This is a genomic window from Klebsiella sp. RIT-PI-d (assembly GCF_001187865.1).
Taxonomy (GTDB): Bacteria; Pseudomonadota; Gammaproteobacteria; order Enterobacterales; family Enterobacteriaceae; genus Superficieibacter.
Window position 1 is genome coordinate 264740 of the sequence record NZ_LGIT01000009.1, and the last position, 13403, is coordinate 278142.

12 protein-coding genes are annotated in these 13403 nt (G+C 47.9%); 9 read left to right on the forward strand and 3 right to left on the reverse strand.

The window, feature by feature from the left end; genetic code table 11:
* Positions 1-68 precede the first annotated feature (68 nt).
* The 4 genes from AC791_RS07840 (at position 69) to AC791_RS07855 (ending at position 5142) form a co-directional block, all read left to right on the forward strand.
* Positions 69-653, forward strand: a complete 585-nt coding sequence (locus AC791_RS07840; protein ID WP_049839913.1) for a Slp family lipoprotein — start codon at positions 69-71, stop codon at positions 651-653.
* 310 nt (positions 654-963) lie between these two features.
* Positions 964-2073, forward strand: a complete 1110-nt coding sequence (locus tag AC791_RS07845; RefSeq protein WP_049839914.1) for an SDR family oxidoreductase — start codon at positions 964-966, stop codon at positions 2071-2073.
* Positions 2074-2357: 284 nt separating this feature from the next.
* A complete protein-coding gene (locus AC791_RS07850; protein WP_049839915.1) occupies positions 2358-3845 on the forward strand; it encodes a basic amino acid/polyamine antiporter in 1488 nt (495 codons plus the stop codon).
* A 28-nt stretch (positions 3846-3873) separates the two neighbouring features.
* Positions 3874-5142 carry a phosphatidylserine decarboxylase family protein gene (locus AC791_RS07855; RefSeq protein ID WP_049839916.1) on the forward strand — a complete coding sequence of 423 codons (1269 nt, stop codon included), beginning with the start codon at positions 3874-3876 and terminating at the stop codon, positions 5140-5142.
* A gap of 43 nt (positions 5143-5185) precedes the next feature.
* On the opposite strand, the gene AC791_RS07860 is transcribed toward AC791_RS07855, so the two are convergent.
* Positions 5186-5656, reverse strand: coding sequence for a GNAT family N-acetyltransferase (locus AC791_RS07860; protein ID WP_049839917.1), 471 nt, complete (start codon positions 5654-5656; stop codon positions 5186-5188).
* A 182-nt stretch (positions 5657-5838) separates the two neighbouring features.
* Here AC791_RS07860 and AC791_RS07865 point away from each other — a divergent pair, with 182 nt between their 5' ends.
* Positions 5839-6285 carry an ASCH domain-containing protein gene (locus tag AC791_RS07865; RefSeq protein ID WP_049839918.1) on the forward strand — a complete coding sequence of 149 codons (447 nt, stop codon included), beginning with the start codon at positions 5839-5841 and terminating at the stop codon, positions 6283-6285.
* Positions 6286-6400: 115 nt separating this feature from the next.
* Here AC791_RS07865 and AC791_RS07870 read toward each other — a convergent pair whose 3' ends face one another.
* Both AC791_RS07870 and AC791_RS07875 read right to left on the reverse strand, forming a co-directional pair.
* Positions 6401-6907 (reverse strand): ferritin-like domain-containing protein, encoded by a 507-nt coding sequence (locus AC791_RS07870; protein WP_049839919.1) that lies wholly within the window; start codon positions 6905-6907, stop codon positions 6401-6403.
* Between the two features lie 425 nt (positions 6908-7332).
* Complete coding sequence (locus AC791_RS07875) at positions 7333-8451, reverse strand: AI-2E family transporter (protein ID WP_049839920.1); 1119 nt, start codon at positions 8449-8451, stop codon at positions 7333-7335.
* A gap of 390 nt (positions 8452-8841) precedes the next feature.
* On the opposite strand from AC791_RS07875, the gene AC791_RS07880 reads away from it, so the two are divergent.
* From AC791_RS07880 to AC791_RS07895, 4 genes are all read left to right on the forward strand, one after another.
* A complete protein-coding gene (locus tag AC791_RS07880) occupies positions 8842-9021 on the forward strand; it encodes a general stress protein (protein WP_049839921.1) in 180 nt (59 codons plus the stop codon).
* 143 nt (positions 9022-9164) lie between these two features.
* Positions 9165-9644, forward strand: a complete 480-nt coding sequence (locus tag AC791_RS07885; protein WP_049839922.1) for a ferritin-like domain-containing protein — start codon at positions 9165-9167, stop codon at positions 9642-9644.
* Positions 9645-9953: 309 nt separating this feature from the next.
* Positions 9954-11042: a YncE family protein gene (locus AC791_RS07890; protein WP_049839923.1), complete on the forward strand. Its 1089-nt coding sequence runs from the start codon at positions 9954-9956 to the stop codon at positions 11040-11042.
* A 55-nt stretch (positions 11043-11097) separates the two neighbouring features.
* Entirely contained in the window at positions 11098-13293 is a 2196-nt protein-coding gene (locus tag AC791_RS07895; protein WP_049839924.1) for a TonB-dependent receptor, read from the forward strand.
* The last annotated feature ends 110 nt before the right edge of the window (positions 13294-13403 follow it).

Sequence of the window (13403 nt, forward strand, 5' to 3'; positions counted from 1 at the left end):
ATTATATAAGTGTGGGGATATGACCGATTTAAATGTAGTAAGTGAAATTTTAAACCATGAGAAAATTTATGTTAAACAATAACGTTTTTAAAAAAACTCTGGCGAGCTTAGCCGTCGTTTCCACACTTTTACTGTCTGGCTGTGCCACAATACCTGACAGTATTAAAGGCGCAAATGTTGCCGTTAGCTCCGCGTCATATGAGCAGATCGCCATTAGCCCGGAGAGTTATCAGGGACAGGATGTACGTGTAGGCGGTAAGGTTATTAACGTCATCAATCTTAAGTCCTCGACTATCCTTGAGCTGGCCGTATTGCCGTTGAATGAGTACGCCAGACCGAAAATTCAGTCTCCTTACCAGGGGCGTGTACTGGTTTACACCAATAACTTCCTTGACCCTGAGAACTTCCGCAGCCGGTATGTTACCGTGCTCGGCAAAGTAGAAGGAACAGAATATCAGTTGATTGGTAAGCAGCCCTACAAATTCCTGAAAATGTCCATGCTTGGCTATCAAACATGGCAGCTTGAAAATAGCTTTGTGCCAGAGAACGGCTGGGTTTACGCATGGTCTTCAGACTGGGGTATTGCACCACCTCCAGGATATCTCTATACCCCGTCAGAAGTGGTAAATGAGAACTCTTACCTGGAGCCATAATTCCGGCTAACGCGGTTATTAACCACCTCGCTTAAAAAGCCATGCGCTATCGCATGGCTTTTTATATGGGTTGAGCTGAAAAGAGATATAATAATAAACACAGTGTAAACGTCCTGAAGTGATTTTAATTAACGGGCGGTTGTTTATCCGCGGTTTAAAGTTTTACTAAGTTAGTGTTATTTCATCGTAATGCAGTCAGGCTTCTTCTAATGCCACTTATTTATTTCATTGCTGCCGTCATCATTTAGAAATTGTTTATGATCATACATGTAAACTTAAGTCCAATTGTTACTGGTGAGGTTTTTTTTAAATGAAAAAGTTATTAATTACAGGTGTTACAGGATTTCTGGGTGGAGCAGTACTGGAAAAAATCATTAATAATAATGAAGATGTAGATCTATTATTGCTGGTTCGCGCCAGCGATCGCAGCGCCGCGCTGGAGCGTGTAAAAGATAATATGCGCAAGTTCAATGTCGACGAAGCAAAATTGCAAAATCTGAATACCTCGAACATTTTATTGGGCGATCTGGCTACACCTTCCACATTCCTGAATTCTGTTGAACTTGATGATGTAACACACGTTATCAACTGCGCCGCTGTAGCATCATTCGGCAATAATCCGCTGATCAAAAAAGTGAATGTCGAAGGCACCTTTGAATTTGCTAAACGCATGAATGATGTTAAAACGCTGCAGCGCTTTTTACACGTGGGTACCGCAATGTCTTGTACTCCGAAGCCGGATTCACTGGTGCCGGAAAGTGAAAAATTCCCGCAGAATGCCGAGCATCTGGTGGAATATACCCATTCTAAATCGACCATTGAGCGTTTAATGCGTGAAAATTGTCCGGATCTGCCGCTGGCGATTGCCAGACCGTCGATTGTTGTTGGACATACTCAGTACGGATGCCAGCCGTCGAGCAGTATTTTTTGGGTCTTCCGGATGGGATTAATGCTGCAAAAGTTCATGTGTTCACTGGATGATAAAATTGATGTTATTCCCGTCGACTATTGTGCCAACGCGCTATTGATGCTTCTTGAAAGCGATCTAAAACAAGGCGAAGTAGTGCACATTTCTGCCGGGGAAGAAAACAGCGTGAAATTTGCGGACATCGATCGGGCAATGGCTAAAGCGCTTGAGGAACAGCCGATTGCAGAACAGTATACTCAGGTAGATTATGAGGCACTGGTTAAAATGCGTCATCAACTCAATTCAATCTTTGGTCCGTGTAACGAAAGACTGATGTTAAGAGCGATGCGCTTATACGGTTCATTTGCCATGATGAATGTGCGCTTTTGCAATGATAAATTATTGAGTCTGGGAATGGGTAAACCACCGCGTTTCACCGACTATTTATCTCGCTGTGTGCAAACCACCCGTGGGTTGTCCATCCCTCAGCAAATGGCTGTTGATTTTAAATAAGTCATTATAATGATAAAAGAACACTCTCCGCACATTGCAGGTGCGGAGAAGGTTAACTCATCGAGTCCAAAAACTATTATCAGACTATCTATCTGTTTTATACGTTATCCTGACCTGTAGCACTCTACCTTTTATATCTTACTCGTGTAGGAATAGTAATACATAAATAGCTGCATGCTCTGATAACGTTTTTTATGGAAACTGATAATATCAGTAGCTAATAAATTATTTACCAAAGCAGCTATACATAACGCTATTCTATTACCTTTATAAGTGAATTAATAATGGAAAATAAAAAGCCTAAGGCTACTTCAGCTGGTCATCAGCTGGGTATCCTGGCGATGACGCTATTAGTCGTCAGCGCCATGTTCGGTGGGGGTATATTTAATATTCCACAAAATATGTCGCAGTCCGCGGCACTCGGCGCGATTATTATCGCGTGGATAGTTACCGCGCTAGGTATTTTCTTTCTGGCAAAAACATTTCAGATCCTTTCCAGTGTAAAACCTGAAATGAAGTCAGGCATCTATATGTACTCCAGAGCGGGATTCGGCAAACTGGTCGGGTTTCTCGTGGCCTGGGGCTACTGGATGTCCACTGCCTTTGGTAACGTCGGCTATGCCGTTCTTTTGATGGATGCACTGAACTACTTTTTCCCACCGTGGTTTAAGGGAGGAAATACCTGGCAGGCAGTCGCGTTAGCCTCTGTTTGTATTTGGGGAATGAGTTTTATGGTCATTCGGGGCGTAAAAGCGGCAACCGTACTGAATAATATCGGTACCATTGCTAAATTTGTTCCCGTCCTTATCTTTATTGCGATCGCGCTGTTTTACGCCATTGAATATCATCATTTCTCCATTGATTTTTGGGGCAATATGAAATCCAACGCGCTGCATGATAAACCGTTGGGTAGCGTCTTTGACCAGATTAAAAGTACCATGCTGGTGACGCTATGGATGTATATCGGTATTGAAGGCGCGGTTGTACTTTCCGATAAGTCGGATGCTAAAACCGTCGGTAAGGCGACAATCTTTGGTTTTATCATCACCACCATTCTGTATGTTGCCGTCTCTGTTTTGCCGTACGGATTTTTCTCTCAAGGCGAACTGGCCACCATGTCACCGCCTTCCACCGCGGCGATCCTGTCACAACTGGTAGGACACTGGGGTGAGATCATGATCAACGTCGGGGTCATCATCGCGCTGCTCTCCTCCTGGCTGGTATGGACCATGCTGGTAGCGGAACTGCCCTGGGCATGTGCAAAAGATGGTGCATTTCCAAAAGTATTCGCTAAAACCAACAGCGCGGGTGTTGCCAACGTTTCATTATGGACATCCACTGTCGTCATGCAGCTGGCGATGCTGCTGGTGTATTTCTCAAATAATGCCTGGAATGTAATGCTGTCAATTACCGGCGTTATTCTGTTGCCAGCCTATATCGGTTCATCTGCATATTTGTGGCGACTGATATTCACTAAACAGTACCCGATGAAAGCGGCGTATGGTGCCACTACGGCGCTCCTGACAAGTATTATTGCAACCGTTTATGGCTTTTGGTTAATTTACGCTGCTGGCTTGTCCTATATTCTGGTGGGCTGCGTAATCTATACCATCGGTTTACTGGTTTTCTATAAAGCCAGAAAAGAAGAATCGCCAGATGAGCCTGCATTTACACGTAGCGAATTTATTATCAGTGTAGTTATGGTGGCTGTAGCTATTATTTCACTGGTAATGCTTTTCAACGGCATGCTCCCGGAAATCTATTCATTCTAAGTTAAAAATTAATTAAATTGAGGATATTATGACAGACCAATCTTTGCCCGCTAACAATACCTATATCACCGGTAAGTGGATGCCTTCAGATGAGCAGACGCTGGCATTCTGGCTGAAAAAAATAATGAAAGAAGAAGCGTGTTCAACGCGCCCGCTATTACCCGTCATTCAGGAGTTTAAGGACTTTATTGAAAGTGATCCGATCATCTTCATGTACTTTAATGAAATGTTTGAAGAAGTTCCGCATCGCCTGAAACATTCACCGGCAAATCTGCCTCAGGTTCGCGACTATGAGCACATGCTGCAGTTGATGAATGTTATTATGACGCATGCACCAGAATTTGATGAGACCGGGCTGGTAGGCTTTCCTTTTAACGCTATTTTTAACTGGTCAATGGCCACTGAAAATGGCTGGAGCGCTTTTCTTAACGAAAAAATCAATGCGCATTTGAAAAAAATCCTCAATGAGTGGGCGGTATTTCTGCAGTCTCCAGAGAGCGCTAAGGTCCTGAATGATCATCCGAAAAACGGCTGGTTTGGCGAAAGTGCGCGCAAAGCGATGCCAACGTTTGTTGACGATTTCCAGTGCGATCCGACGAAGCCACATTACGGTTTCACCTCATGGGACGATTTCTTTACCCGTCGTTTCCGCGACGGCGTACGTCCTGTCGCATCGCCGGAAGATGATAGTGTTATCATTAATGCCTGTGAATCAGCGCCGTATCGTCTGGTCACTGATGTTAAACCCGTTGATAAATTCTGGCTGAAAGCACAGCCTTACTCACTGAATTTTATGATGGACAATGACGCGATGGCTGCCCATTTCGAGGGCGGTACGGTTTATCAGGCATTCCTGAGTGCGCTGAGCTACCATCGCTGGCATGCGCCGGTGTCCGGACGCATCGTTAAAACGAAAATTATTGACGGCACTTATTATTCAGAAGCCCTGTCTCAGGGGCGTGACGACTCAGGCCCGAATGCTTCTCAGGGATACATTACTGAAGTGGCGACGCGAGGGTTAATTTTCATTGAAGCCGACAATAAAGACATCGGTCTGATGTGTTTTATGGCTGTCGGGATGGCGGAAGTCTCTACCTGTGACATTCGCGTTTTCGAAGGACAGCACGTTAAGAAAGGCGATGAGCTGGGTATGTTCCACTTTGGTGGCTCTACTCACTGCCTGTTCTTCTCTAAAGATGTCTCACTGGATTTTGATTTGCATGACCAGGTTCCGGGGCTGGAAAGTCATAATATTCCGGTTAATGCAAAATTAGCGACGGTCAAAGCGAAAGACTGACGTTAATCGGGTTAATGGCCAGCCTGTGCTGGCCTTCTTTTTCCTATAGCAGCTTATTCATATTGATGCCGGTCACGCAGAAACCATTAGCCGTATAAAGTTGTCTCGCATGATGATTCCCCTCGGCAACTCTCAATTTCAGCTGAATAAATCCTTCCTCACTAAGCTTTTGCTCAAGCGCTTTCATCGCCATGCTGCCCAGACCTTTACTTCTGAACGGCTCAAAAATACAAAAGTCATTAATATAGGCTGACTTAAGCACCGTATCCGCTTTATACCAGAAGTAGCCAATATGCTGCCCGGCCTCATGTTTTTCGCTCATAATACACAGCACAATCTGGTCTGCCGTTTCTTCGGCCTGTGGAAAACTGTGCTCTGCATCGCGGGTAGCTTGCGCCAGTGCGTCCTGAGGCGTCAGACGGTAATTGACCTCAATTTCAGTGGCGTAATCTGCAATAAAATAGTGCAGAAAATCAGCAAACTCGCCTTTATTCACTGGCCTTAACGTAATCATGGCTTCTCCTTTGGCAGCGTGCGCTTCCCGAAACGTGTTACCTGATGGTAAATGCTGTTTTTATCATGATACCGCCACGACAGGCGAGAGCTTCCCTCCTGGATTTAGCAGGCCGCACCGTCGTCGACACGCTTCATTTCTGTGTTAAGGTTTTTTATCCTGGCTGAAATAAGCGATAAAAAATGTTTCCTTCACTTGATGAATTAAAAACCCGCTATCCAGACGCGCACGTGTGGGCATTTGGTGACTCCTCAGAGATGGCAGATGAACTGGCTCAATTAGTGATTGCCGGTGAGAAAAAAGCCAGCTGTAGCTCCCTCGCTGCCTGGCAGCAGGGCGATGAGAAAGTGACCGTGGGCGACTACCATATTGTTCTTGATTGCAGAGACAAGCCTGTCTGTGTGATCCAAACGACCAGCCTGAAGCTGATCCGCTTTAACGAGGTTTCTGCGCAAGACGCAGCAGCAGAAGGAGAGGGGGACAAAAGCCTGCGCTACTGGCGTAACGAGCACCGGGCTTTTTTTGAGCGCAGCGGTTACTTTAGCGAAGAGATGGAATTGGTGTTTGAAACATTTACGCGGGTATTTCCCGAGGCCGATACTGTCGCAAATTGCGTCTCGCAGAAATGAATATAACCGCACGTCGGCTAAATGAAGGTTATGACATTAGTTACAACATACTTTAGGGCGATGTGAAAGTTAACGGCGAACGCCGGATACAGCGTTCGCAAGGCATGAAAGGGCGCTATTTTTTTGCTTCAACGCCGGGCGCTTCTGAGCGCACAAGAAACTGAGCGGTAACATCAGGTAAATGCTCAAGCGTCCATTTCGCCATAGCTTCTTCTTCGGCGAGAATGGTTTTGAAAACGGCCACGCCTTCAGTGTCACCGGCTTGTTCAGCGGCGGCAATCAGTGAGGTGTAACAGGCAATCTCGAACTGTTCAAATACATAACCGCTGATTGCGCCTTTGACAATTTCATCGGATGCAAAAAGGCCGCCAGCAGACTGCCCAAGCGCAGCGATTTTACTCATGGAGTCTTTCACCACTGAACGCGAAATATTATTACGGTCAAATACGCCTTCCAGCAGTTCAATCTGACGTTTTGTTTCAGTAATATGTTGCTCAATACGCGCCCGGATGTCAGGATAATTATCGATTCGGCTTGCCATTGACTCAAGCATCGACTCAGCCTGTTTTTCCATTGCATGAGCATCGCGCAGCCAGTCGTGATAATGTTCTACTTTATTCATCATTTTTCCTCAGAAGCAACATGTAAAGAGTGCTGTAATAACATGCATTACTTTAAAGTTAATAAGTAAATACAGTTTCAAACAATAATGTTTGATATGGATTTAACTATAGTCGCTCGACAAAAATTAACAAGGGCAGCGGCTATGAAAGCGAAACGGAAACGTCTCAATGAGTTGCAAGAAATGTTTAATGATGTGATCTTGTATATTATTTAAGGGGTTAGCGCTATCAGATATATTATTTATTAATTTTACTGTTTAAACGGATTTATCTTAAGGCCGAATTTCACCTGGTACTATATCGAGTTAAATTATTCAAAATAAAGCTCAGTTTATTCTGTTATTTATTTACGTTAACCGACCAAAAAAGACAGCAGCAGGGTAAATGACCCACAGCCCCGCCAGGAGCTGTGGGTAAACACGTGTTATTTCTCTTCTGACTCAGGGTGATTCAGCCCTTCTTCAATAACCACCTCGTCGATTTCATCGGCGTTACCCGGATGATCGCGCCCGGAAAGCAGGTTCCAGCAGGCGATAAACAGCGCGGCAATCAATGGCCCGAGGACAAATCCGTTGATACCGTAGATTTCCATTCCGCCAAGAGTAGTGATCAGGATGAGGTAGTCCGGCATTTTGGTATCTTTACCCACCAGCAGTGGCCGCAAGATATTGTCCGCCAGCCCGACAATGACCACAAAGAAGCCGATCATGAAAAAGCCCTGCCACAGTTGATCGGTAGCAAACAGATAAATGGTCGCAGGCACCCAGATGATCGCCGATCCTACAGCAGGAACCAGAGAGAGGAACGCCATCAGTGCGCCCCATAGAACGCTGCCGTCAATGCCCGCAATGTAGAATGCGAGTCCGCCCAGCACCCCCTGAACGACCGCCACCACTACCGTGCCTTTTACTGTTGCACGCGAAACGGCAGCGAACTTGGCAAAAAGATGATGTTTCATATAGTTAGACAGCGGCAGCGCTTCCAGCGTCAGACGAACCAGATACGGGCCATCTTTTAACAGGAAAAAAAGCAGGTACAGCATGATGCCAAAGCTAATGGTAAAGCCGAACGTGCCTTTACCAATCAGGAATGCGCTGCCCGCCAGATACTGCCCGCCTTTTAACGCCACCCCGGAGAGTTTTTCCTGGATCTGTGTCGCGTTATCCAGATCGTGCTCGGCAAGGAAGTGCCGCGCCCACGCCGGGAGATGCTCAAACAGTCCGGCAATCACTACCGGGAACTGCGTGTTATGCTGCTGCAATTTGCCGTAAACCAGATTAATTTCAATGGCTAAAGAGGAGAGAATAATCGCCAGCGGAGTAAAGACTATCAGACAGATAATCAGTAGCGTTACCAGTGAGGCCAGCACGTTGCGATCGGCAAACTTGTCGCGAAGCTTATTCTTAAGCGGGTAAAAAATAATGGCCAGAATCGCGGCCCATAAAATCGCTGAGTAGTAAGGGGCAATAACATCAAAAAACGCCCACGTCACCATGAGCAGTATCAGTATAAAAAAGCCTTTGGCCAGACCCTTGAATCTCATAAGTACATCCTGTAATTCCTATGTTTAACATTGGGTAGAGTATAGATAGAAACCCGGCGGGTGCCTGCACGGTTGCTGCTTTTATAGGCATTTGAACCGTAACATTGTCAGGATCGCTCAATTTTGAGGCATTACGTGATTTCTTACTGTTTATCTCAGGTTAACTGATTGATCTGGAATAATTATTATCAACGCCGTCAAATAAACGAAAATAATACCTGGCATACGTTATTTACCGCTTCGTTTAACAGTGAGTTGGCCTCTGCCTGCGTCAGGTAATATAAGATTGCTCTGAGGTAGATAACTTGCGGAGTAGCACATAGTGACTAATATTAAGGCTTGCTTAGTAATAAGACTTATTAACCCTAACTCTGTAATGAGGTGATTTTTATGACTCAACATCGTGGCGGTTCAGGTAATTTCGCAGCTGATAAAAATCGTGCCGCGGAAGCCGGGCGTAAAGGTGGGCAGCAGAGCGGAGGCAACTTTAAAAACGATCCGCAGCGAGCCTCAGAAGCGGGTAAAAAAGGCGGGAAAAATAGTCACGGCGGCGGTCGTCCAGCGGAATAACGCTTTTATAGCCTGGTTATCAATTCAGCATGCTCAAAACCTGGTAAATAGCAGAGCTGTGCTGATTAACTGGCTATAAAGTTACACTTTGCTTTTGACGTCTCTGTAATAAATGTTGATTAATTTACGACGAGGTAATGTTTATGCCAGCGGTAAAAAATCTTAATGATTTATTCATTCATGAATTATCAGATATTTACAGTGCCGAAAAACAAATTACCCGTGCACTGCCGAAAATGGCCAGGGCCGCCACTTCGCCAAAATTAGTTGCGGCGTTCGAAGCTCATCTTGAGGAAACTCGCGGACAAATCGAAAGGCTCGATCAACTGGTCGATGTCACTGAAGGCGTGCGGATCAAGAGGATGAAATGTCACGCGCTTGAAGGGCTGGCAGAAGAAGCGCTGGAGATAATCGAATCGGTTGAAGCGGGTGATGTTCGCGATGCAGGGCTGATCGGTGCAGCCCAGAAGGTAGAGCATTATGAAATTGCTTCCTATGGTACGTTAAAAACGCTGGCGCTCAGGCTGGGTTATAAAGAAGCCGCTAAATTGCTCGATGAAACGTTACAAGAAGAAAAAGCGACGGACAGTAAGCTGACCGTGATTGCCGAAGGTAGTAAATAAAGATAGTAATAAGTGCATCCCCCGGCGGCATTCTGCAGCCGGGTATCCCCGCCCAATCTCATCTCAAAGTATGACGAATCATGAATTCATGTAACCATCAGGCTTGATAATCTGAAGAGAATGAGTATAGTTCTCATTCTCTTTGTTATTCGCAGGCGCGCCATGGACTTCCTGCACCACAGTGAACGCTTTTCACAGGGAAACACTGAGGCACATGGTGGAGTGCGTATAACGAAGACCGGAACGTCATAACATAATCCGGGATGCCTCCACATTTTTGCGTATTTCAAAGGTGAAGGACTTCCCCCGATGAAAATGAAAATCTCCGCCCTGGCGCTGCTGATGACCGTCGCGCTCAGCGGTTGTACTGCCCAATCGACTTCTGCCATTAAACCTGCGGCTGACACCCAGAAAGCCCCGGCTGCCGTGCAGCCTGCGAATGTACAAAAACGCGATCTGGCAGATGGCCTGTACGAAATGGCGCTTAGTCCGAAAGGGGACGCGCTTTACGTTGCCAGTGCTGAAGGCTTTAAAGATGTGCAGGGTGGCGTGGTCTACAAACTTGACTCGCGTACGCTGAAAACCATCGGGGCCAGCCATACCGATCTGAAAAACTTCGCCCTCGCGCTGTCCGACGACGGCCAGACGCTGTATGTCACTAACTCACTCGACGGCGGCGTTACTGCCATCAATACCGCTGACGGTAAAGTCAAAAATCGCGTGCTGTTCCCGGAACGCAATGACGAAGGCTTCCCGTACGGCGCGCGCCAGGTCCTGCTGCATAAAGATACGTTGTATATCGGCGCCGTCGCCGATCCGGCAATTATCTGGGTTGTTGATGCCAAAACGCTGAAGCTGAAAACGCGCATCAAAAACACCGGCAAATGGATGACCGGCCTGCATTACTCCGAAAAAACCGATCGTCTGTATGCGGCTAACGGCGGCGGTGAGATCCTGGTGATTAATCCGCGCACCAACCGGATTGAACATCGCTGGAAACCGCTGGGCGATAAACCGGCGCTGCTGCTGAATATTGCTGAAGACAGTAACACCGGCCGTCTGTTCGTCACTGATAACTCGAAAGCGAAGACCACGCTGGTGCTGGATATTCACAGCGGTGACATTATCAAGCAGCTGGATATTGGCGATTCGCTGGCGGTTAAATTCAATCCTGCACGCAATGAGATTTACATCTCCCGTCGCGACGGCGGCAAAGTGGTCAGCCTTGATGCAACGTCTTACGCCGTTAAGCAGTCCTGGGATCTGCCACCTAATCCGAACAGTCTGACGCTTTCTGCCGACGGTCAAACGTTGTTTGTCACCGTGAAGCAGGCGTTCAACAAAGATCATTCAACCAGCGGGCCTGATAGCGTCGTCCGTATTGATTTGAATAAATAACCATCCGGCCCGGAAACGGGCCTTTTTTTCACTGTTTACTTTTCCTGAGTGATTTATGCACAACACCACTGTTTCATTCCCCTTGCGTAAAACGCTGCTTGCGCTGGCTATTGGCGCAGCAACCCATACGGTAATCGCTGCAACCGGCGAGGTTACCGGTCAGAAAGAAGAGACTATCGTGGTCCAGGCCGCCCCAGAGGGAAGCTTTACGCCGGGCGGCAATGACCTGGTGCCTGCTTATCTTGACGGGCAAATCGCGCACGGCGGACGCATGGGAATGCTTGGCGAACAAAAGGCGATGGATGTGCCGTTTAACGTTATCGGCTACACCGCTAAGCTGGTGCAGGATCAGCAGGCAAAAACCATTGCCGACGTGGTCAGCAATGACGCGGGCGTGCAGGCGGTGCAGGGCTACGGCAACTATGCTGAAACCTATCGCATCCGCGGCTTCAAGCTTGACGGCGATGACATGACTTTCGGCGGGCTGCCCGGTGTGGTACCACGCCAGGTGATGGACACCCAAATGCTGGAGCGCATCGAAATCTTTAAAGGGGCTAACTCGCTGGTAAACGGTGCGGCGAGCAGCGGCGTCGGCGGGATGATCAACCTTGAACCGAAGCGCGCAGAAGATACGCCAAACGCTACGGTAGGCGTGGATTATACCTCGGACTCCCAGGTCGGCGGCACCGTCGATGCTGGCCGTCGTTTTGGCGACAATAATCAGTTCGGTGCGCGGGTCAACCTGGTTCACCGTGAAGGTGAAACCGCCGTTGAGGATGATAAACACCGTACCACGCTGGCCTCTATTGGCCTGGATTACCGCGGCGAGCGGCTGCGTTCTTCACTCGATTTTGGCTATCAGAAAAAGACCTTCCACGGCGGCGAAACGGGACTTAACATCAGCGGCGTCGATTTTATTCCGCGTCTGCCGGATGCCAGCAAAAACTACAGCCAGAAGTGGGCGTTCAGCGATATTGAAAACGAATTCGGGATGGTAAAAAACGAATACGATCTGACCGATAACTGGACTGCCTATACCGCGCTCGGAATGCAGCACGCGCATGAAACAGGCGTTTATAGCGGACCTAAGCTGCTGAATGCGAATGGCGATGCCACCGCCGGTCGTCTGGACACCAACCGCATTACCGACGCGTATAGCGGCATGGGCGGTCTGCGCGGTAATTTTGATACCGGCGTTGTCTCGCATAAAGTGAATGTGGGCTACTCGGCGCAAATCAAGAAAGATAAAACTGCCTGGACTAGTTCGAAAGTCAACCCGACCACCAATATTTATGATAACCATCCTGTGCCGATCCCGGACAACGCGAGTTTTGGCGGCAACTATTCCGATCCGCTGACCACCACCCGCAACCGTACCCAGGGCTGGCTGCTGAGCGATACGCTTGGCGTCCTGGACGATACGCTGCTGTTTACTGTCGGCGCACGGCATCAGAAAGTCGTGGTACGTAACTACAGTAATGCGACCGGGGCCGAAGATACCGCCAGCCGCTACACCCAAAGCCGCTGGATGCCGACCTACGGCGTGGTTTATAAGCCGTGGGAACAACTCTCCCTGTATGCTAACCATACGGAAGCGCTGCAGCCGGGCAGCGTGGCGCCAAAATCCGCCGCTAACTATGGTAAAAGTACCGGTATTGCGCACTCTAAACAGAATGAAGTTGGCGTGAAGGTGGATTATGAACGCGTCGGCGGCTCGCTGGCGCTGTTTGAAATCAAAAAACCGTCTGCCCTTCAGGACAGCGTTACCGGCATTTATGCTCTCGACGGCGAGCAGCGTAACCGTGGCGTGGAGTTAAATGTCTTCGGTGAGCCGGTGCTAGGCCTGCGTCTGAACGGCAGCACCGTCTGGCTGGATCCTGAAATGACCAAAACCAAAGGCGGCGTGAATAACGGTAAAGATGCCATTGGTGTACCAGGTTTCTATATGGTGCTTGGTGCAGAATATGACATCAAGCCGATAGACGGTCTGACGGCCACTGCCAATGTGAACCATTCCGGCTCACAATATGCTAATGCGGCCAACACCAAAAAGCTGGACGATTACACCACCCTGGATCTGGGCGTACGTTACCGTATGCACCTGAATCAGGAGAAAAACGACATGGTCGTGCGCGTCGGGGTGGATAACGTCACCAATGAGAAATACTGGTCGGGCGTTGAAGACAACGGGACCTATATCTTCGAAGGCCAGCCGCGGACGTTGAAAGTCTCGATGAGCTACGACTTCTGATAAGAGCACCTCGTGAGGCGGGCAGGGAAGCCCGTTCTTTCCCCCACAACTTGAAGTGTGATGTCTTTAAGTGTTAAAAGATGCCCCTTATTATAAATAGCACAGGGGTA

Coding starts and splice junctions, on each gene's coding strand:
- AC791_RS07840 (WP_049839913.1), top strand. CDS start 69: ATGTTAAACAATAACGTTTTTAAAAAAACTCTGGCGAGCTTAGCCGTC.
- AC791_RS07845 (WP_049839914.1), top strand. CDS start 964: ATGAAAAAGTTATTAATTACAGGTGTTACAGGATTTCTGGGTGGAGCA.
- AC791_RS07850 (WP_049839915.1), top strand. CDS start 2,358: ATGGAAAATAAAAAGCCTAAGGCTACTTCAGCTGGTCATCAGCTGGGT.
- AC791_RS07855 (WP_049839916.1), top strand. CDS start 3,874: ATGACAGACCAATCTTTGCCCGCTAACAATACCTATATCACCGGTAAG.
- AC791_RS07860 (WP_049839917.1), bottom strand. CDS start 5,656: ATGATTACGTTAAGGCCAGTGAATAAAGGCGAGTTTGCTGATTTTCTG.
- AC791_RS07865 (WP_049839918.1), top strand. CDS start 5,839: ATGTTTCCTTCACTTGATGAATTAAAAACCCGCTATCCAGACGCGCAC.
- AC791_RS07870 (WP_049839919.1), bottom strand. CDS start 6,907: ATGAATAAAGTAGAACATTATCACGACTGGCTGCGCGATGCTCATGCA.
- AC791_RS07875 (WP_049839920.1), bottom strand. CDS start 8,451: ATGAGATTCAAGGGTCTGGCCAAAGGCTTTTTTATACTGATACTGCTC.
- AC791_RS07880 (WP_049839921.1), top strand. CDS start 8,842: ATGACTCAACATCGTGGCGGTTCAGGTAATTTCGCAGCTGATAAAAAT.
- AC791_RS07885 (WP_049839922.1), top strand. CDS start 9,165: ATGCCAGCGGTAAAAAATCTTAATGATTTATTCATTCATGAATTATCA.
- AC791_RS07890 (WP_049839923.1), top strand. CDS start 9,954: ATGAAAATGAAAATCTCCGCCCTGGCGCTGCTGATGACCGTCGCGCTC.
- AC791_RS07895 (WP_049839924.1), top strand. CDS start 11,098: ATGCACAACACCACTGTTTCATTCCCCTTGCGTAAAACGCTGCTTGCG.